The sequence below is a fragment of the Streptomyces sp. NPDC053474 genome (genome assembly GCF_044544845.1).
Taxonomy (GTDB): domain Bacteria; phylum Actinomycetota; class Actinomycetes; order Streptomycetales; family Streptomycetaceae; genus Streptomyces.
On record NZ_JBITXV010000003.1, the window covers coordinates 434,571 to 454,687 of the forward strand.

16 protein-coding genes are annotated in these 20,117 nt (G+C 72.8%); 9 read left to right on the forward strand and 7 right to left on the reverse strand.

Features of this window, described 5'->3' with window-relative positions; genetic code table 11:
* Nucleotides 1–90 precede the first annotated feature (90 nt).
* The 3 genes from ACIG3E_RS08660 to ACIG3E_RS08670 form a co-directional block, all read right to left on the reverse strand.
* A complete protein-coding gene (locus tag ACIG3E_RS08660; protein WP_399612973.1) occupies nucleotides 91–1,776 on the reverse strand; it encodes a thiamine pyrophosphate-binding protein in 1,686 nt (561 codons plus the stop codon).
* Nucleotides 1,773–2,747: an agmatinase gene (speB, locus tag ACIG3E_RS08665; protein ID WP_399612975.1), complete on the reverse strand. Its 975-nt coding sequence runs from the start codon at nucleotides 2,745–2,747 to the stop codon at nucleotides 1,773–1,775. Before speB ends, ACIG3E_RS08660 begins: the two co-directional genes overlap by 4 nt.
* Before the next feature lie 258 nt (nucleotides 2,748–3,005).
* Entirely contained in the window at nucleotides 3,006–4,448 is a 1,443-nt protein-coding gene (locus ACIG3E_RS08670) for a sodium:solute symporter (RefSeq protein ID WP_399612978.1), read from the reverse strand.
* 134 nt (nucleotides 4,449–4,582) lie between these two features.
* Here ACIG3E_RS08670 and ACIG3E_RS08675 point away from each other — a divergent pair, with 134 nt between their 5' ends.
* Nucleotides 4,583–6,067, forward strand: a complete 1,485-nt coding sequence (locus ACIG3E_RS08675; protein WP_399612980.1) for a PucR family transcriptional regulator — start codon at nucleotides 4,583–4,585, stop codon at nucleotides 6,065–6,067.
* Nucleotides 6,068–6,220: 153 nt separating this feature from the next.
* Nucleotides 6,221–7,006, forward strand: coding sequence for a phosphatase (locus tag ACIG3E_RS08680; protein WP_399612982.1), 786 nt, complete (start codon nucleotides 6,221–6,223; stop codon nucleotides 7,004–7,006).
* Between the two features lie 10 nt (nucleotides 7,007–7,016).
* Here ACIG3E_RS08680 and ACIG3E_RS08685 read toward each other — a convergent pair whose 3' ends face one another.
* From ACIG3E_RS08685 to ACIG3E_RS08695, 3 genes are all read right to left on the reverse strand, one after another.
* Nucleotides 7,017–7,946 (reverse strand): acyl-CoA thioesterase, encoded by a 930-nt coding sequence (locus ACIG3E_RS08685; protein ID WP_399612984.1) that lies wholly within the window; start codon nucleotides 7,944–7,946, stop codon nucleotides 7,017–7,019.
* An 8-nt stretch (nucleotides 7,947–7,954) separates the two neighbouring features.
* Complete coding sequence (locus ACIG3E_RS08690; protein ID WP_399612986.1) at nucleotides 7,955–9,112, reverse strand: acyl-CoA dehydrogenase family protein; 1,158 nt, start codon at nucleotides 9,110–9,112, stop codon at nucleotides 7,955–7,957.
* A 153-nt stretch (nucleotides 9,113–9,265) separates the two neighbouring features.
* Complete coding sequence (locus tag ACIG3E_RS08695; protein WP_399612988.1) at nucleotides 9,266–9,874, reverse strand: TetR/AcrR family transcriptional regulator; 609 nt, start codon at nucleotides 9,872–9,874, stop codon at nucleotides 9,266–9,268.
* 83 nt (nucleotides 9,875–9,957) lie between these two features.
* On the opposite strand from ACIG3E_RS08695, the gene ACIG3E_RS08700 reads away from it, so the two are divergent.
* The 7 genes from ACIG3E_RS08700 (at nucleotide 9,958) to ACIG3E_RS08730 (ending at nucleotide 18,356) form a co-directional block, all read left to right on the forward strand.
* Nucleotides 9,958–11,574: a carboxyl transferase domain-containing protein gene (locus tag ACIG3E_RS08700; protein WP_399612990.1), complete on the forward strand. Its 1,617-nt coding sequence runs from the start codon at nucleotides 9,958–9,960 to the stop codon at nucleotides 11,572–11,574.
* 20 nt (nucleotides 11,575–11,594) lie between these two features.
* Complete coding sequence (locus ACIG3E_RS08705) at nucleotides 11,595–13,547, forward strand: acetyl/propionyl/methylcrotonyl-CoA carboxylase subunit alpha (RefSeq protein ID WP_399612992.1); 1,953 nt, start codon at nucleotides 11,595–11,597, stop codon at nucleotides 13,545–13,547.
* Nucleotides 13,544–14,503: a hydroxymethylglutaryl-CoA lyase gene (locus tag ACIG3E_RS08710; protein ID WP_399612994.1), complete on the forward strand. Its 960-nt coding sequence runs from the start codon at nucleotides 13,544–13,546 to the stop codon at nucleotides 14,501–14,503. Before ACIG3E_RS08705 ends, ACIG3E_RS08710 begins: the two co-directional genes overlap by 4 nt.
* Nucleotides 14,504–14,508: 5 nt before the next feature.
* Complete coding sequence (locus tag ACIG3E_RS08715; RefSeq protein ID WP_399612996.1) at nucleotides 14,509–15,669, forward strand: acyl-CoA dehydrogenase family protein; 1,161 nt, start codon at nucleotides 14,509–14,511, stop codon at nucleotides 15,667–15,669.
* 144 nt (nucleotides 15,670–15,813) lie between these two features.
* On the forward strand, nucleotides 15,814–16,254 hold the full coding sequence (locus ACIG3E_RS08720) for a Scr1 family TA system antitoxin-like transcriptional regulator (RefSeq protein WP_399613517.1): 441 nt from the start codon (nucleotides 15,814–15,816) through the stop codon (nucleotides 16,252–16,254).
* Nucleotides 16,255–16,448: 194 nt separating this feature from the next.
* Entirely contained in the window at nucleotides 16,449–17,486 is a 1,038-nt protein-coding gene (locus ACIG3E_RS08725; protein ID WP_399612998.1) for an ABC transporter substrate-binding protein, read from the forward strand.
* Nucleotides 17,487–17,762: 276 nt separating this feature from the next.
* Nucleotides 17,763–18,356, forward strand: coding sequence for a GNAT family N-acetyltransferase (locus ACIG3E_RS08730; protein ID WP_399613000.1), 594 nt, complete (start codon nucleotides 17,763–17,765; stop codon nucleotides 18,354–18,356).
* A 7-nt stretch (nucleotides 18,357–18,363) separates the two neighbouring features.
* Here ACIG3E_RS08730 and ACIG3E_RS08735 read toward each other — a convergent pair whose 3' ends face one another.
* Nucleotides 18,364–19,995, reverse strand: a complete 1,632-nt coding sequence (locus tag ACIG3E_RS08735; protein WP_399613002.1) for a beta-N-acetylhexosaminidase — start codon at nucleotides 19,993–19,995, stop codon at nucleotides 18,364–18,366.
* Between the last annotated feature and the right edge of the window lie 122 nt (nucleotides 19,996–20,117).

Genomic DNA, 20,117 nt, shown 5'->3' on the forward strand with positions numbered 1-20,117 from the left:
CGCTCCTGCCGCACGCGCATCCCATGACTCACCCACACGAGTGAATGGTTGTACGCGGAACAGTACTGTGACGAAACCGACCGCTCGCCCTCAGCCGAGGTGCGTCGGCGCGAACATCCGTAGGAGCGCCGGGAGGACGACCACGCTCGGGCCCGGTGTGGCGAGCGCCTTCGTGAGGTCGTCGCGCAGGCGCTCCGGCGAGGTCCGTACGCCCGGTACGCCGAAGGACTCGGCGAGGGCGACGAAGTCGGGGCGGGTCAGCTCCGTGGCGGTGGCCTCGCCGAAGGCGTCGGACATGTACTCGCGCAGGATGCCGTAGCCGCCGTCGTCGACGATCAGCCAGGTCACGTTCAGGCCGTACTGCCGGGCGGTGGCCAGCTCGGCGATCGAGTACATCGCGCCGCCGTCGCCGGAGACCGCGAGGACGGGGCGGGTGGGGTCGGCGGCCGCTGCCCCCAGGGCGGCCGGGAAGCCGTAGCCGAGGCCGCCCGCGCCCTGCGCCGAGTGCATGGTGTTGGGGTGCCGCGCGTCGAAGGCGGACCACGCCCAGTACGCGAGGATCGTCATGTCCCAGAAGGACGGGGAGCCGTCGGGGAGGGCCGCCCGCACGGAGGCGAGGACGTCCTGCTCCAGGGTCAGGTCCTGGGCGGCGATCCGCTCGCGGACCTTCGCCAGGACCGCCGCGACCCGCTCGGGCGCCGCCGGGTCGGGCCGCTCCCCCACCGTCTCCAGGAGCGCGGTCAGGGCGAGCCGCGCGTCGGCGTGGATGCCGAGCGCGGGGTGGTTGGACTCCAGCTTGCCGGGGTCGGCGTCGATCTGGATCACCCGGCCGCGGGGTCTGAAGGTGTGGTAGTTGGAGGAGAGTTCGCCGAGGCCGGAGCCGACTACGAGCAGGACGTCGGCGTCCTCCAGGAAGTCGGTGGTGTGCCGGTCCTCCAGCCAGGACTGGAGGGACAGCGGGTGCTCCCAGGGGAAGGCGCCCTTGCCGCCGAAGGTGGTGACGACCGGTGCGTTCAGCTTCTCGGCGAGCGCGCGGAGCTTGCCGGAGGCGTCGGCGCGGACGACCCCGCCACCCGCGATGATCACCGGGCGCTCGGCGCGCGTCAGCAGATCGGCGGCCACGGCCGTCAGCTCCGGGCGCGGCACCAGGTCGCGCGGGGTGGCGTCGACCGCGGTGACCTGCGGAAGGGTCGTCTCCGCGAGGAGCACGTCCTGCGGGATCTCCACCCACACCGGGCCGTGCGGCGCGGTGAGGGCCGACTCCCAGGCCGCCGCGATCGCGGACGGGATCTGGGACTGGGTGCGGACGGTGTGGACGGACTTGACCACGTCCCGGAACGAGGCCTGCTGGTCGCGCAGTTCGTGCAGATAGCCGTGGCGCCCGCCGCCGAGCCCGGCGACGGGGACCTGGCTGCCGATGGCGAGCACCGGCGCGCTCGCGGCGGCGGCCTCCTGGAGCGCGGCGAGCGAGGTGAGCGCGCCGGGCCCCGTCGACAGGAGCAGCGGCGCGACCTCGCCGGTGACCCGGCCGTACGCGTCCGCCGCGAACCCGGCGTTGTTCTCCACGCGCAGGCCGACGTAGGCCAGGTCGGAGCGGCGCAGCGCGTCGAACATGCCGAGGGCGTGCTGCCCCGGCAGGCCGAACACGGTGGCCGCGCCGAGCCCGCGCAGGGTCTCGACGACGAGGTCGCCGCCGTTGCGCCCGGCGGGAGGATTCAGGGCGGCCTCGGTCTGCGCGGCCGTCGGCCTCAGTTCCAGGTCGTGGTCGTGGGTCACTTGGCGCGGGCCTCCGCGATCTGCCGGGACATGATCGTCGTCAGTTCGTACGCGGTGTGGGACGCGGCCACGGCGGTGATCTCGGCGTGGTCGTAGGCCGGGGCGACCTCGACGACGTCGGCGGAGACCAGGTTGCAGGAGGCCAGGCCGCGCAGGATCTCCAGGAGCTCGCGGGAGGTCATGCCGCCCGCCTCCGGCGTGCCGGTGCCCGGGGCGTGGGCCGGGTCGAGGCAGTCGATGTCGATGGAGATGTAGAGGGGCCGGTCGCCGATGCGCTGGCGCAGCTGGTCGGCGACCTCGTCGGCACCGCGCCGGTAGATGTCCGACGAGGTGACGATGCCGAAGCCCATCTTCTCGTCGTCGGTGAGGTCCTTCTTGCCGTACAGCGGGCCGCGGGTGCCGACGTGGCTGAGGGCCTCGGTGTCGAGGATGCCCTCCTCCACGGCCCGGCGGAACGGGGTGCCGTGCGTGTACTCGGCGCCGAAGTACGTGTCCCAGGTGTCGAGGTGCGCGTCGAAGTGCAGCAGCGCCACCGGGCCGTGCTTCTTCGCCACCGAGCGCAGCAGGGGCAGCGCGATGGTGTGGTCGCCGCCGAGCGTCATCATGCGGGCGCCGGTGCCGAGGAGGTCGTCGGCGGCGGCCTCGATGGTCTCCACGGCCTCGTTGATGTTGAACGGGTTCGCCGCGATGTCACCGGCGTCGGCGACCTGGGCGAGCGCGAACGGCGACGCGTCCTGGGCCGGGTTGTACGGGCGAAGCAGGCGGGACGCCTCGCGGATCGCGTTGCCGCCGAAGCGGGCGCCCGGGCGGTACGACACGCCCGTGTCGAAGGGGACGCCGACGACCGCCACGTCCGCGGTGCCGACCTCGTCGAGGCGGGGGAGGCGGGCGTAGGTCGCGGGGCCCGCGTAGCGCGGGATCCGCGAGGAGTCCACGGGGCCGCGGGGGGTGGTGTGCTCGGGGGTGGTCATGGTCGGTGTCTCCTGATGGAACGAACGTGCGTAAACAGTGTGAACCCTCGCGGGTGCGCCCCAGGCCCGCCCCTTCCCGATCCGGGGGCTGCGCCCCCGTGCCCCCGCTTTTCGGCGCTCCGCGCCTCGTCCTCAAACGCCGGACGGGCTGGAACTGTCGCCGGTTGCGGCAGTCTTTTAGCCCCTCCGGCGTTTGAGGAGCGGGGGTCTGGGGGCGGAGCCCCCAGGAATCGGGAAGGGGCGGGGTGGGGGAGGAAATCAGGCCGTCACGGGCACCTCCGGCTCGCGGCCAGCGACCCGTTCACGCCAAGCCGCGAGCGTCCCCGCATCGGTGGGCCGGGTCACCAACGACCCCACCACGTACACCACCAGCGAGGTCAGCAGCCCGTAGTAGATGGGCTCGTTCGCGAGGATCCCGTAGTGCCACATGAGGCCGATCACGGAGAGCCCGCCCGCGACGACCGCGGCGAGCGCACCGGCCCCGGTCCCCCGCCGCCACAGCAGCCCGCCGAGGATCGGCACGAGGAGCCCGCCGACGAGCAGGTTGTACGCGACGGTCAGCGCCTGGACGACGTCGTTGAGGGCGATGGAGACGCCGATGACGCCGACGCCCATGACGAGGATGAAGGCGCGGTTGCCCGTCACCTCGTCGTGCGGGTCCCCCTGCGCGGACGCGCCCCGCAGCCGCGACCAGATGTCGTTGTTGGCCACGGTCGCGCAGGCGATGAGCGCGCCGGACGAGGTGGACATCACGGCGGCGAGCGCGGCGGCGAGCACCAGGCCCCGCACGCCCATGGGCAGTTCGTCCTTGACGATGGTGGCGAAGGCGGCGTCGGCGCTGGGCAGCTTCGGGTACATGACCTTCGCGGCGGTGCCGATGACGGCGCCCGCGAGCGCGTAGACGAGGCAGTACGTACCGGCGACCGTGCCGCCCCAGCGGGCGACCTTGTCGCTGCGCGCGGTGAACACGCGCTGCCAGATGTCCTGCCCGATGAGCATGCCGAAGGTGTAGATCAGTACGTACGTGAAGATCGTCTCGCCGCCGACGCCGAACGGCTCGAAGTACGCGTCGGGCAGCTTCGCCCTCATCTCGCCGAAGCCGCCCGCCTTGACGACCGCGATGGGCAGCAGCAGGAGCAGCACGCCGATCGTCTTGACCACGAACTGCACCATGTCCGTGAGCGTGATCGACCACATGCCGCCGAGCGTGGAGTACGCGACGACGATGGAGCCGCCGATGACGATGGCGAGCGTGCGGTTCACGTCGAACAGGACGTCGAAGATCGTGGCGTACGCGATGGTGGAGGTCACCGCGAGCATCAGCGTGTAGCCCCACATGACCACGCCGGACAGGACGCCCGCGCGGCCGCCGTAGCGCAGGTCGAGCATCTCGGAGACGGTGTAGACCTTCAGCCGGGCGATGCGGGCGGAGAAGAAGACGGAGAGGGCGAGCAGACCAAGGCCGATGGTGAAGACCATCCAGGCGCCGGACAGGCCGTGCGTGTAGCCGAGGCCGACGCCGCCGATGGTGGAGGCGCCGCCGAGGACGATCGCGGCCATCGTGCCGGAGTACATCCACGGCCCCAGGCGGCGGCCCGCGACCAGGAATTCGCTCTTGGACTTGGCGCGGCGCATGCCCCACCAGCCCATGGCCAGCATCCCCGCGAGATAGACGACGATCACCGCATAGTCGACAGCCATGGGTACCTCTCCTTCACGCGCCTGAGGGGGACGACCTCGGTGTGACGGTCGACACGACCCTAGGTGGCCGGAAAGCATCGCTGAAGTGTACGTTTCCTCTACTTTTCCCGGTCCAGACGGAGGGATCATCCACCATGGCGGAGTCCGCCCCACCGCCCTCGGCGCCGCCCACCCCGCCCGTCCCGCTGGCCTCCCTGCTCGCGCACGAGGGCCTCGGCCTGCGGCAGATCGCGGGCCCGGACGCGGCGGCCGCCGACATCCACTGGGTGCACACCTCGGAGATGGCCGACCCCTACCCGTACCTCCTGGGCGGCGAGCTGCTCCTGACGGCCGGGGTGCACGTGCCGGACGCGACGGGCGCGGAGCCGCACCTGAACGCGTACGTGTCCCGCATCGTGGCAGCGGGCGGCGCGGCCCTCGGCTTCGGCGTCGCCCCCGTGCACAGCGCCGTGCCGCGCGCGCTGGTGGAGGCCTGCGACCGCCACGGCCTCCCGCTGCTCGAAGTGCCGCCGCAGACGACGTTCAGCGGGGTCGCGCGGGCCGTGTGGCAGCTGATGGCGGAGGCCAGGCACACCGAGCTGCGCCGCGTCGCCCAGGCCCAGCAGGGCCTGGCCGCGGCCGCCGCGCGGCCCGACCCGGTGCCCGCGCTGCTGCGGCAGCTGGCCACGCGCCTCGACGGGTACGCCGCCTTGCACACCGCCGACGGAACGCCCGCCCAGAGCGCGGGCACCCCGCCCGGCGAGGCGGCCCTCGCCGCCCTCGACCGGCTCGCCGGGGTCGTGCTGCACCCGGCCGAGCCCCGCCCCGCCCCCGCCTCCGGCACGGACACCGTCGACGCCACGCACCTCGCCGCGTACGCACTCGCCGGGCCGCAGGGCCTGGCCCTCGGCGTCGCGACCCAGCGCCGCGAGCCGGGCGACCACACCGTCGCCCAGGTCGCCGCCGTCCTGCTCGCCCTGCTCACCGCGCCCCACCAGGGCGCCACCGAGTCCGCGCGCTCCGCGGCCCTCGTCCGGCTGCTGCTCGGCGCGGGCCCGGACGAGGTGGCGCCCCTGCTCGGCGCCGACCGCTGGACCGTGGTCCACGCGCGCGTGCAGCGCGGCTCCGGCGCGCCGCCGCCCACCCCCGCGTCCCTGGCCACGGCGCTCGGCAGCACCCTCGTGGACCCCGGGCCCGAGGCCACCACGCTGCTGCTGCCCGCCGACCGCGAGGTCACCGCGCAGGGCGGCTGGACCCTCGGGGTGTCCGCGCCCGCCGCCCCCGAGGCCCTCGCCGCCGCCGACGCGCAGGCCGCGCGGGCCGTGCGCCGGGCCGAGGCCACCCGCGTCCCGCTGGTGCGGCACCGCGAGACGGGCCTGTCCGCCCTGGTCGCGCCCGCCGAGGCCGACGCCCACGCGCGCGTGCTGCTCGCTCCGCTCGGCGGCAGCGCGGCCCTCACCGAGACCCTGCGCACCTGGCTCTCCCTGCACGGCAGTTGGGACCGCACGGCCGCCGCCCTGTCCGTGCACCGCAACACCGTCCGCCAGCGCGTCACCCGCTGCGCCGCCCTCCTGGACGCCGACCTGGACGACCCGGACGTACGCATGGAACTGTGGTTCGCGCTGAACCGCCCCAGCTGAGCGACGGCCGGAACGGGCAGCGCCCCGAAGGGGCGCGGGGCTGTATCACTCTGCGGCTCCGCCGCGTGGGCGCGAGCAACCACGACGGAAGCCGCACCCGGCAGACGACCCGCACCCCGCCCGCCCCGCAGGGCCAACGGCACAATGGACCCCATGCCGACACCCACCCGCGCCGCGCTCGTAGACCACCTAGTCCGCACCCGCATAGCGGGACACGTGGCGACACCCCGCGAGAACAACCTCGACCACTACCGCAAGCTCGCGAACGGCGACCGTCACTACTGGCTCGGCCTGGAGCTCGACGACCGCTGGAGCGACGAGCAGGACGTGCTCGCGGTGATGGCCGAGCGCTGCGGCGTGATCGACGACCCGCTGCACCGCCAGGGCCAGGACACCATCGACCCGGAGCTGACCGTCGACGCCCTGGAGCGGATGGCGGGGCGGCTGCGCAAGGCCGCGAGCGCCAAGGAGCGCGTCCTGTTCGCGACCGGCCACCCCGGCGGCCTGCTCGACGTGCACCGGGCGACGGCGGCCGCGCTGCGGGCGGCGGGCTGCGAGATCGTCGTCATCCCGGACGGCCTGACGGCGGACGAGGGCTTCCTCTTCCAGTTCGCGGACGTGGCGGTCCTGGAGCGCGGCGCGACGCTGTGGCACACGCACTCGCCGGAGCCGATGAACGCGGTCCTGGACGGCCTCCTGCGCGCCGAGCGCCCGCTGCCCGACCTGGTCGTCGCCGACCACGGCTGGGCGGGCCGCGCGGGCCAGCGCGGCATCGACGCCGTCGGCTACGCGGACTGCAACGACCCGGCCCTGTTCATCGGGGAGGCCGAGGGCACGCTCCAGGTGACGGTCCCCCTGGACGACCACGTGACGAGCCCGCGCTTCTACGACCCGATGACGGCCTACCTGCTCGACGCGGCGGGCCTGCCGCAGGCCTGAGCCGGGCCCGTCAGCCCCTCGGCACCCGGACGACGCCCTCCTGGATGACGGTGACGGCGAGCTTGCCGTCCCGGGTCCAGATGCGGCCCTGGCCGAGGCCACGGCCGCCGCCCGCCGACGGGGACTCCTGGTCGTACAGGAGCCAGTCGTCCGCCCGGAAGGGCCGGTGGAACCACATCGCGTGGTCCAGGGACGCGCCCACCACGTCCCCCACGGCCCAGCCGCCGCGCCCGTGCGCGAGCAGCACCGAGTCGAGCAGCGTCATGTCGGACACGTAGGTGGCCAGGCACAGGTGGAGCAGCGAGCCCGCATGCTCCCCTTCGAGCTTGCCGTTGGTACGGAACCAGACCTGGGAGCGCGGCTCCCTGGGCCGTCCCACCGTGCCCCACGGCGGCAGGTCCGCGTACCGCAGGTCGACGGCGGCGCGCGCCTCGATCAGCCGCTGGGCGACGTCCGGCGGCAGGTGCAGCGGCAGGGCCTCCGCGGCCGTGGGCAGCGTCTCCGGGTCGGGCGCCGCGGGCATCCCCACCTGGTGTTCGAGCCCCTCCTCGTACGCCTGGAACGACGCCGACAGATGGAAGATCGGCTGGCCGTGCTGCACGGCGACGACGCGGCGGGTGGTGAAGGAACGCCCGTCGCGGATGCGGTCGACGGTGTAGACGATGGGCGCGCCGGGGTCGCCGGGGCGCAGGAAGTAGGCGTGCAGGGAGTGGGCAGTGGGGCCTCCCCTGCTCGAGCGAAGCCGAGAGCTTGGGGAACTATCGTCCGGTACGGTGCGGCCCGCCGCGACCAGAGCCTGGGCCGCGACCTGGCCGCCGAAGACGCGCGGCACCAGGGACGAGCGGCTCACCCCGCGGAAGATGTCCTGCTCGACCCGCTCCAGGTCGAGCAGGGCGAGCAGGTCGTCGAGAGCGCCGTGAGCCCCGTGTTCCTCGCTCATGGGCGGACTTACAGGCCCATCGACTTCGCGATGATCATCTTCATGACCTCGCTGGTGCCGCCGTAGATGCGGTTGACGCGGTTGTCAGCGTACAGACGGGCGATCGGGTACTCGTTCATGAAGCCGTAGCCGCCGTGCAGCTGGAGGCAGCGGTCGATGACGCGGTGCGCGACCTCGGTGCAGAAGAGCTTCGCGGACGCGGCCTCGGCCGGGGTCAGCTCGCCCGCGTCCAGGGCTTCGAGGGCACGGTCGGCGACGGCCTCGGCGGCGTCCACCTCGGCCTGGCAGGCGGCCAGTTCGAACTTGGTGTTCTGGAAGGAGGCGACGGACTTGCCGAAGACCGTGCGCTCCTGGACGTACTCCTTGGCGAACCGGACGGCGGCCTTGGCCTGCGCGTAGGCGCCGAAGGCGATGCCCCAGCGCTCGGACGCCAGGTTGTGGCCGAGGTAGGCGAAGCCCTTGTTCTCCTCGCCGAGCAGGTCCTCGACGGGCACCTTGACGTCGACGAAGGCCAGTTCGGCGGTGTCGGAGACCTTCAGGCCGAGCTTGTCGAGCTTGCGTCCGACGGAGTAGCCCTCGGTCTTGGTGTCGACGGCGAACAGCGAGATGCCGAAGCGGCGGTCGTCCTCGCGCGGCGCCGCGGTGCGGGCGCAGACGATGACGCGGTCGGCGTGCACGCCGCCGGTGATGAAGGTCTTGGCGCCGTTGAGCACGTAGTGCGTGCCGTCGGCGGAGAGCTTGGCCGTGGTCTTCATGCCCGCGACGTCGGAGCCGGTGCCCGGCTCGGTCATGGCGAGCGCCCACATCTCCTCGCCGGAGACGAACTTGGGCAGGAAGCGCTTCTTCTGCTCGTCGGTGGCGAGCATCTGGATGTACGGCAGGCCGAGCAGCACGTGCACGCCGGAGCCACCGAAGGAGACGCCCGCGCGGGCCGTCTCCTCGTACATGACGGCCTCGAACTTGTGCGAGTCGATGCCCGCGCCGCCGAACTCCTCCTCGACGCGGATGCCGAAGACCCCGAGCTCGGCGAGCTTGTAGTAGAAGTCGCGGGGCGCCTGGCCCGCCGCGTACCACTCGTCGTACACGGGCACGACCTCGGCCTCGATGAAGGCCCGCACGGTCTCCCGGAATGCCTCGTGGTCCTCGTTGAAGACGGTACGCCGCACGGCTGAGCTCCCTGGGTCACGGATCCGGCCAAGCGCCCGTTGGCTAAGCGCTTGCTCAGGTCGAGGTTACCCGTGGGTTTCCGTGACCGTCCAGAGCGAAAGCCGTAACCGGCAGGGGGTGCGGGTTCTCGCGGCCTTCGGCCTTCCTCGTCCTCAAACGCCGGACGGGCTTGATACCCCCGCCGCCGCCAGCGCCCCGCGGGCCAGCCTGTGCAGCAGGTCCGCCATCGCCTCGCGGTCGGGCAGGGAGCCCGGTCTGCCCAGGTGTGGGGTCGAGTTGAGGAGGCCGAAGACCGCGTGGACCGACGCGCGTGCCTCCACCTCGGCGAGGCCCGGATACACCTCGCGGACGGTGGCCACCCACAGTTCCACGTACTGGCGCTGGAGCTGGCGCACCATCTTGCGGTCGCTGTCCCGGAGGCGGTCCAGCTCGCGGTCGTGGAGAGTGATGAGCGGGCGGTCGTCCAGGGCGAAGTCGATGTGGCCCTCGATGAGCGAGTCCAGGGCGGCGCCGGGCGAGCCCGCGGCCTCCGCCAAGCGGCGCTTGCCCCCGGTGAGCAGCCGCTCGCTGATGCCGACGAGCAGCTCGGCGAGCATCGCGTCCTTGCCCGGGAAGTGGCGGTACAGACCGGGGCCGCTGATCCCGACGGCGGCTCCTATCTCGTCCACGCCGACCCCGTGGAAGCCCCGCTCGGCGAAGAGCCGGGCGGCTTCCTTGAGGATCTGCTCGCGGCGGGTGGGGGCGTCGGTCCTGGTGGCCATGGAAACGATTCTAGACAGGGCCGTTAGCGGTCGTTAACCTGAAGTCCTGACGTTAACGCTCACTAACCCGGGGAGCACAGCGGATGCAACAGGCACCGGTCCTCACGAGCGCGGCGGACCCCGCGTCGGACGCCTGGCGGGAGAACGAGTCGGCGCACGCCGCACTGGTGGCCGAGCTGCGCGGCAAGCTCGCCGCCGCCCGGCTCGGCGGCGGCGAGCGCGCCCGGCAGCGGCACGTGGCGCGTGGCAAGCTGCTGCCGCGCGAGCGCGTCGACGCCCTGCTCGACGCGGGCTCGCCCTTCCTGGAGCTGGCCCCGCTCGCGGCCGACGGGATGTACGGCGGCGACGCCCCCGCGGCCGGTGTCATCGCGGGCATCGGCCGGGTCAGCGGCCGCGACTGCGTGATCGTCGCCAACGACGCCACCGTCAAGGGCGGCACGTACTACCCGATGACGGTCAAGAAGCACCTGCGCGCCCAGGAGATCGCCCTGGAGAACCGCCTGCCGTGTCTGTACCTGGTGGACTCCGGCGGCGCCTTCCTGCCCATGCAGGACGAGGTGTTCCCCGACCGCGAGCACTTCGGGCGGATCTTCTACAACCAGGCGCGGATGTCGGGCGCGGGCATCCCGCAGATCGCGGCGGTCCTCGGCTCCTGCACGGCGGGCGGGGCGTACGTCCCGGCGATGAGCGACGAGGCCGTCATCGTCCGCAACCAGGGCACGATCTTCCTGGGCGGCCCGCCCCTGGTGAAGGCCGCCACCGGCGAGGTCGTCACGGCCGAGGAGCTGGGCGGCGGCGAGGTCCACTCCCGCGTCTCCGGCGTCACCGACCACCTCGCGGAGGACGACCCGCACGCCCTGCGGATCGTGCGCACGATCGTCTCCACGCTCCCCGCGCGCGGACAGCTGCCCTGGGAGGTGCGGCCCGTCGAGGAGCCGAAGGTCGACCCCCTCGGTCTGTACGGCGCGGTGCCGGTGGACTCCCGCACCCCGTACGACGTGCGCGAGGTCATCGCGCGCGTGGTCGACGGCTCCCGCTTCGCCGAGTTCAAGTCGGAGTACGGCCAGACGCTGGTCACCGGCTTCGCGCACCTCCACGGCCACCCGGTGGGCATCGTCGCCAACAACGGCATCCTGTTCTCCGAGTCCGCCCAGAAGGGCGCCCACTTCATCGAGCTGTGCGACCAGCGCGGCATCCCGCTGGTCTTCCTCCAGAACATCTCCGGCTTCATGGTCGGCAAGGACTATGAGGCGGGCGGCATCGCCAAGCACGGCGCCAAGATGGTCACCGCCGTGGCCTGCGCCCGCGTGCCCAAGCTGACCGTCGTGGTCGGCGGTTCGTACGGAGCGGGCAACTACTCCATGTGCGGCCGGGCCTACTCGCCCCGCTTCCTGTGGATGTGGCCGAACGCCAAGATCTCCGTGATGGGCGGCGAGCAGGCCGCCTCCGTGCTCGCCACCGTCAAGCGCGACCAGCTCGAAGCGCACGGCGAGGAGTGGTCGCAGGAGGACGAGGAGGCCTTCAAGGCCCCCGTCCGCGCGCAGTACGACCAGCAGGGCAACGCCTACTACGCCACGGCACGCCTGTGGGACGACGGCGTCATCGACCCGCTGGAGACCCGCCAGGTGCTCGGCCTGGCCCTGACCGCGTGTGCCGGTGCGCCCCTGGGCGAACGCGGCTTCGGCGTCTTCCGGATGTGAGGGGCAGACACGGAATGAGCATGTTCGAGACAGTCCTCGTGGCCAACCGGGGCGAGATCGCCGTCCGCGTCATCCGCACGCTGCGCTCCCTCGGCGTCCGCTCGGTGGCCGTCTTCTCCGACGCCGACGCCGACGCCCGGCACGTGCGCGAGGCCGACACGGCCGTGCGCCTCGGCCCGGCGCCCGCGAGCGAGAGCTACCTCTCAGTGGAGCGCATCCTCGCGGCCGCCGCCGCGTCCGGCGCCCAGGCGGTCCACCCCGGCTACGGCTTCCTCGCGGAGAACGCCGCCTTCGCGCGGGCCTGCGCGGACGCCGGGCTCGTCTTCATCGGGCCGCCCGCCGCCGCGATCGACCTGATGGGCGACAAGATCCGCGCCAAGGAGACCGTGCGCGCGGCCGGGGTCCCCGTGGTGCCCGGCTCCTCGGGCAGCGGCCTCACCGACGCCCAGCTCACCGCCGCCGCGCGGGAGATCGGCACCCCGGTCCTGCTCAAGCCGTCCGCGGGCGGCGGCGGCAAGGGCATGCGCCTGGTCCGCGACGCCGCGCTGCTCGGCGAGGAGATCGCCGCCGCCCGGCGCGAGGCGCGCGCCTCCTTCGGCGACGACACCCTGCTCGTGGAGCGCTGGGTCGACCGCCCCCGGCACATCGAGATCCAGGTCCTCGCCGACGCCCACGGCAACGTCATCCACCTCGGCGAGCGCGAGTGCTCCCTCCAGCGCCGCCACCAGAAGATCATCGAGGAGGCGCCCAGCGTCCTGCTCGACGAGGAGACGCGCGCCGCGATGGGCGCCGCCGCCGTCGACGCCGCGCGCTCCTGCGGTTACGTCGGCGCGGGCACGGTCGAGTTCATCGTCCCCGGCAGCGCCCCGTCCTCGTACTACTTCATGGAGATGAACACCCGCCTCCAGGTGGAGCACCCGGTCACCGAGCTGATCACCGGCCTCGACCTGGTGGAGTGGCAGCTGCGGGTGGCGGCGGGCGAGCCACTGCCCTTCGGCCAGGACGGCGTCCGCCTGACCGGGCACGCCGTGGAGGCCCGTATCTGCGCCGAGGACCCGTCCCGCGGCTTCCTGCCGTCCGGCGGCACGGTCGTGCTCCTGCGCGAGCCCTCCGGCGACGGCGTGCGCACCGACTCCGGCCTCAGCGAGGGCACGGAGGTCGGCAGCCTGTACGACCCGATGCTGTCGAAGGTGATCGCGTACGGACCCGACCGGGCGACGGCCCTGCGCAAGCTGCGCGCGGCCCTCGCGGAGACGGTGATCCTGGGCGTGCCGACGAACACGGGCTTCCTGCGCCGCCTCCTCGCCCACCCGGCGGTGGTGGCGGGCGAGTTGGACACCGGCCTGGTCGAGCGGGAGGCCGAGGGGCTGGTCGCGGCGGACGTCCCGGCCGAGGTGTACGAGGCCGCGGCGCTGGCGCGTACGGCTCCCCCCACGGGGGGCGAGGCGGCCTGGGTGGACCCCTTCTCCGTACCCAACGGGTGGCGCCTCGGCGGCGAAGCCGCGTGGACCGTGCACCACCTCCGGGTACCGGGACACGACCCGGTGGTCGTCCGCACCCGCCGCACGGCCGACGGCGGCACCGAGGTGGACCTCGGGGACCTCGGCGGGCCCGCGGCAGGGCCCCACCGCTACCACCGCGCCGGAACGTGGCTCGGCCGGGACGGCGACGCCTGGGAGGTCCGGGACCACGACCCGGTGGAGGCCGCGCTGACCGGCTCGTCCCACGCGGGCGCGGACGCGCTGACCGCCCCGATGCCCGGCACCGTCACCGTCGTCAAGGTCGCCCCCGGCGACCGCGTGGCGGCGGGCCAGAGCCTGCTCGTCGTGGAGGCGATGAAGATGGAGCACGTCATCTCCGCGCCGCACGCGGGCACCGTCACCGAGCTCGACGTCACCCCCGGCACCACGGTCGCCATGGACCAGGTCCTGGCCGTGGTCGTGCCCGACGAGACCGTCGAGGAGGCCTCATGACCGCCCCCGGCCTGCCCATGGCCGTCCCCGCCCAGGGCCTGCCCGCCCGGGTCCGCATCCACGAGGTCGGCGCCCGCGACGGCCTGCAGAACGAGAAGGCGACGGTCCCCACCGAGGTCAAGGCGGAGTTCGTGCACCGCCTGGCCGCCGCGGGCCTGACCACCGTCGAGGCGACGAGCTTCGTGCACCCCAAGTGGGTGCCTCAACTGGCGGACGCCGAGCGGCTCTTCCCGCTGCTCGGCGACATCGAGGGCGTGCACCTGCCCGTGCTGGTCCCCAACGAGCGCGGCCTGGACCGCGCGCTCGCGCTCGGCGCCCGCCGCGTCGCCGTGTTCGCCAGCGCCACCGAGTCCTTCGCCAAGGCCAATCTGAACCGCACGGTGGACGAGGCCCTGGCGATGTTCGAGCCGGTGGTGGCCCGCGCCAAGGCGGCACAGGCCGCGCACGACCGCGTCCACGTGCGCGGCTACCTCTCCATGTGCTTCGGCGACCCCTGGGAGGGCGCCGTGCCGATCGCCCAGGTGGTCCGGGTCTGCCGGGCGCTGCTCGACATGGGCTGCGACGAGCTGAGCCTCGGCGACACCATCGGCGTGGCCACACCGGGCCACGTCCTGGCGCTGCTCGCCGCGCTCAACGAACAGGGCGTGCCGACGGACCGCGTCGGCGTGCACTTCCACGACACGTACGGCCAGGCCCTGGCCAACACCCTCGCCGCGCTCCAGCACGGCGTGACCACCGTCGACGCCTCGGCGGGCGGCCTCGGGGGCTGCCCCTACGCCAAGAGCGCCACCGGCAACCTCGCCACCGAAGACCTCGTGTGGATGCTGCACGGCCTCGGCATCGAGACCGGGGTCGACCTCGGCCGCCTCACCGACACCAGCGTGTGGATGGCCACCCAGTTGGGCCGACCGAGCCCGTCCCGCACCGTGCGTGCCCTCTCCCACAAGGAGCCGTGATCTCCATGGACCACCACCTCTCCCCAGAGCACGAGGAACTCCGGCGCACCGTCGAGGCGTTCGCGAACGACGTGGTCGCCCCGAAGATCGGCGACTACTACGAGCGGCACGAGTTCCCGTACGAGATCGTGCGCGAGATGGGCCGCATGGGCCTGTTCGGCCTGCCGTTCCCGGAGGAGTACGGCGGCATGGGCGGCGACTACCTGGCGCTCGGCATCGCCCTGGAGGAGCTGGCGCGGGTCGACTCCTCCGTCGCGATCACCCTGGAGGCGGGCGTGTCGCTGGGCGCGATGCCGCTGCATCTCTTCGGCACCGACGAACAGAAGCGCACCTGGCTGCCGCGGCTGTGCTCGGGCGAGCTGCTCGGCGCGTTCGGGCTCACCGAGCCCGGCGCGGGCTCGGACGCGGGCGGCACCCGGACGACGGCACGCCTGGACGAGGCCACCGGGGAATGGGTCATCAACGGCACGAAGTGCTTCATCACCAACTCCGGCACCGACATCACCGGCCTGGTCACGGTCACGGCCGTCACCGGCCGCACCGACGACGGCAGGCCGCTGATCTCCTCCATCATCGTGCCGTCCGGCACGCCGGGCTTCACGGTGGCGGCGCCGTACTCCAAGGTCGGCTGGAACGCGTCGGACACCCGGGAGCTGTCCTTCGCGGACGTGCGCGTGCCGCGCGCCAACCTCCTCGGCGAGCTGGGCCGCGGCTACGCCCAGTTCCTGCGCATCCTCGACGAGGGCCGCGTCGCCATCGCCGCGCTCGCGACGGGGCTCGCGCAGGGCTGTGTGGACCAGTCCGTGAAGTACGCCAAGGAGCGGCACACCTTCGGGCGGCCGATCGGCTCCAACCAGGCCATCCAGTTCAAGATCGCCGACATGGAGATGAAGGCCCACACCTCCCGCCTCGCCTGGCGCGACGCGGCGTCCCGGCTCGTCGCCGGGGAGCCCTTCAAGAAGGAGGCGGCCCTCGCCAAGCTGTACTCCTCGACGATCGCCGTCGACAACGCCCGCGAGGCCACCCAGATCCACGGCGGCTACGGCTTCATGAACGAGTACCCCGTGGCCCGCATGTGGCGGGACTCCAAGATCCTCGAAATCGGCGAGGGCACGAGCGAGGTCCAACGCATGCTGATCGCCCGAGAACTGGGCCTCACGTCCTGACCCCCGCCTCCCCCACCCCAGGCCGGGCCTGTCCTCCCCAGCCTGGGGCGGGCCCGGCCGCACCCGCGTCGGGAAGGCCATCACAGAGGAGTGGGGCGCGACCGCCCAGGAGGGGACGTTCTCGCACACCCAGATGTCTGCGGCCTGTGCGGAGTGCCCGGCCTCCATGAGGCGCAGCACCAGGAGGCGGTGCGTTCCCGGATCAGGCGCCAGGAAGCGCTGTACGACCCTGCGAAGCGCTTCCACCTGATCCTCTGGGAGGCGGCCCTCCGCGCGTTGGTCTGCCCTCCGTCGGTGCTGGCCGCCCAGCTCGACCGGCTGTCCGGCGCCGTCGGTCTCGACACGGTGGAGCTCGGCATCATTCCGTTGTCGGCCTCTCTCAAGCTCCCGCCCGCCACGGCCTTCTGGGTGTACGACGACAGCCGCGTGATCGTCGAGACCTGGCACTCGGAGTTGTGGATCGAGGACGCCGCCAGTGTGAGCACGTACCTCCGCACCTGGCACACGCTGCGCGAGTCGGCGGTGTACGGCAGCGACGCGCACCGGATCATCACGGCCGCGCGCCAGTCCCTCAACGTCGCCTGACGCCAGTGCTCAGCGCCTGCGCGTCCAGGGAAACGCGCCCTCGCTCTTGATTTCGCCGGAGAGGGCCGCGGCCCCCCCCCGGCCCGGCGCCGGGCCGGGGGGCACCGCCGGGCAGCAAGGAAGGTTAGGTTAACCTAAGCACGATTTCCGGCCAGGACCCCGTCAGGGGGTTCCCCACGAAAGCAGAGACCCCCATGCCCCGTCTCCCCCACCTCAGCCGCCGCGGTGTCCTCGCCGCGGGCGGTGCCCTCGGCCTCACCGCCGCCCTCGCCGCGTGCGGGGACGAGAAGGCCGACAAGAGCAAGGGCGGCGGAGGCAAGGACGGCGGGCCCTGGTCGTTCAAGGATGACCGTGGCGAGGCGGCCAAGAAGGACTCCACGCCGAAGAACATCGTCGCGTTCACCGGCGTCGCCGCCGCGCTGTTCGACTACGGCATCGAGGTGAAGGGCGTCTTCGGCCCCACCAAGACCAAGGACGGCAAGGCGGACGTCCAGGCCGGTGACATGGACATCAGCAAGCTGACGATCCTCGGCAACGCGTGGGACCAGTTCAACATCGAGAAGTACGTGGGACTCCAGCCGGATGTCCTGATCTCGACCATGTTCGACGACAAGGGAACGCTCTGGTACGTCCCCGAGGCGTCCAAGGACAAGATCCTCAAGCTCGCCCCGAGCGTCGGCGTCTCGGTGTACGACCGCCAGATGACCAAGCCCCTGGAGCGGCTGCTCGCCCTCGCCGAGTCGCTCGGCGCGGACGTGAAGGCCGACAAGGTCGTCAAGGCGAAGAAGCGGTTCGAGGCGGCGTCCGAGCGGCTGCGCAAGGCCGCGAAGTCCCGGCCGGAGATCAAGGTCCTGGTGGGCTCCGCGAGCGCGGACGTCTTCTACGTCTCCGGCACGAACCTCTCCGCCGACCTGGAGTACTTCAAGGCCCTCGGCGTGAACTTCGTCGAGCCTCCGGCGCAGGCCCTCAAGGCCAGCGGCGGCTGGTTCGAGAACCTGTCCTGGGAGAACGTCGACACGTACAAGGCCGACGTCATCATGATGGACAACCGCACCTCCGCCCTCCAGCCGGAGGGCCTCGCGGACCAGAAGCCCACCTGGGGCAAGCTGCCCGCGGTGAAGGCCGGGCAGGTCATCCCGCGCGTGACGGAGCCGATCTTCTCCTACGCCAAGTGCGCGCCGATCCTGGAGGACCTCGCCGAGGCGATCGAGAAGGCCAAGAAGGTCTCCTGACCCGACACCCGGACCGGGCCCGCACCCGGACCGGGCCTCGGGCCAGGCCCGCACCCGCGCCCGGCCCCAGGCCCGGCACCCCCCACCCAGAGCCGCCCCTCCGCCCCCGCGGAGAGGGCGGCTCCGGCGTACCGGCGGCCCCTCGGATCCCTCCCACCTCTTGATTTGAGATTAGGTTAGGCTAACCTAAGTTCAACGTCGCGTCCCGGATTCCTCCCCGCTGTGCCCTGCCCCGGGGCGCGACCCCAGACCCCTCGCCTGGAGGATGGCCGCCGCATGAGCCCCTTCGGAACCTTCACCCTGCGTCCGCTCGACCCCTTCACGGACGCCCAGGTCATCCACCCCTGGGTGACGCACCCCCGGTCCGTCTTCTGGCCGATGTGGGGCGCGCGGCTCCACGAGGTGGAGCGGGCGTACATGCACGTCGCGGCCGAGAAGCACCACGACGCGTTCGTCGGGCTGCGCGACGGCGAGCCCGCGTTCCTGGTGGAGCGCCACGACCCGCGCCACGACCCGCGCCACGCCGAAGCCGTCAGCCCCTACGAGCCCGAACCCGGCGACGTCGGCCTGCGCTTCCTGCTCGCCCCGGACGCGGACCGCGACCCCGGCTTCGGCCAGGCGGCGCTCACCACGGTCCTGGAGCACCTCTTCGCCGACCCCCGGACGGTACGGGTCGTCGTCGAGGCCGACACCGCCGACCACGCGGCGCAGGAGCTCCACGAGGTCGTGGGCTTCGTGGTCGCGTACGAGGCCGAGCGGCCGGAGCAGCGGAGCCTGCTCAGCCTCTGCACCCGCGAGCGGTTCGAGGCGGCCGCCGTCCGCCGGGCCGTGGCCGCCCGCCCCGCCCTGACGGCGGGGGCACGGGCGTGAGCGCGGATCAGCGCCCGGGCCACGGCACCTGCGGCGACCGGAAGTAGCCGATGCCCAGGGCGTCCCAGCGCGGCGCCTGCTCCGCGAGCCGCTCCCGGTACGGCTCCCAGCCGTGGCTGGCGGCGGGCGACCAGCCGAGCTCGGCGATGCCGGGCAGGCGCGGGAACGCCATGTAGTCGAGGTGCGCGGTGCTCGACAGGGTCTCCGTCCACAGCGGCGCCTCGACGCCGAGGATCGCGTCGGCCGGAGCGCCCGGCAGGTAGCTGCCCGGGTCCCAGTCGTAGGCCCGCCGCACGTCCACGTATCCGGCCCACTTCAGACCGAGCGGGGTGTCCTTGTCGTACTTGTGGTCGAGGTAGGAGCGGTCGGCGGGCGAGAGCACCAGGCCGGTGCCGCCGCGCGCCGCGCGCACGACCCGGTCGCGCTCGGCCTGGCCGGTGCGGTCGTAGCCCCAGTACTGCGCGACGGCGCCCGGCGCGGGCGTCGCCTCGGTGAGCTGGTGCCAGGCGAGCACGGTCTTGCCGTACTTGGCGACGATCGGCTGCACCCTGGTCATGAACGTCACGAAGTCCTCGTGGCTGGTGGAGTGCGCCTCGTCGCCCCCGATGTGGAGGTAGCGGCCCGGGGTGAGCGCGGCGAGCTCGCGGATCACGTCGTCCACGAAGTCGTACGTGACGTCCTTGTGCACGCACAGCGAGCTGAAGCCGACGTCCGTGCCCGTGTACAGGGGCGGTGCCACGCCGTCGCAGTTCAGCTCGGCGTAGGAGGCGAGCGCGGCGTTGGTGTGGCTCGGCATGTCGATCTCGGGGATCACTTCGAGGCCCCGCGAGGCCGCGTACGAGACGATCTCCCGGTACTGCTCCTTGGTGTAGTGACCGCCGGGGCCGCCGCCGACCTGGGTGGAGCCGCCGTACTCCGCCAGGCGCGGCCAGGAGTCGACGGCGACGCGCCAGCCCTGGTCGTCGCTCAGGTGCAGGTGCAGCGTGTTCATCTTGTAGAGGGCCAACTGGTCGACGTACCGCTTGACTTGGTCCACGGGGAAGAAGTGGCGGGACACGTCGAGCATGGCCCCGCGGTAGGCGTAGCGCGGGGTGTCCTCGATGGTGCCGCCCGCGATCCGCCAGGGGCCGCGCTGCGGGGAGGTCCTCTCGACGGCGGCGGGCAACTGCTGGCGCAGCGTCTGGACGCCGTGGAAGAGGCCCGCGCCGGACCAGGAGGTGAGGGTGAGGGAGCGGCGCTCGGAGAGCAGCCGGTAGCCCTCGCGGCCGAGGGCCTTGTCGTCGAAGTCGCCGAGGTCCGCGTGCTCGGCGCCGATGCGCAGCCGGATGCCGTCGCGCCCCGCGCGGTCGGTGACGGGCAGCCTGAAGCCGGTGGCGGGGCGGAGCAGCCGGGCGAGGTATTCGCCGACGCGGCGCTCCTCGGGGTGGCCGCCGACCCGGATCCGGGTCGCGGCGGTGATCTCGTAACCGGGCCCGTACGCCTCGGCCTTCAGGGGCGCGGGGATGATCCGGCCGAGCGGGGTGGGCGCGGGAGCGGGGCGGCGTTCGCCGCCCGGTGCGACCGCCGCGGTGGACAGTCCGGCGGCGGCGATGAGGAGCAGGGAGCCGATGACACGTGTCGGTCGGTGGTCCTTTCTCACCAGCGGGTCCCTTCGACAGGCAACGCGGATGTGATGCGGTCGAACCGTCACCATCCGTACCGCGCACCCCAGATCGGGTCAAGGTGTAGACCACCTGACCAGGGTCGCGGTGCGAGAATCCC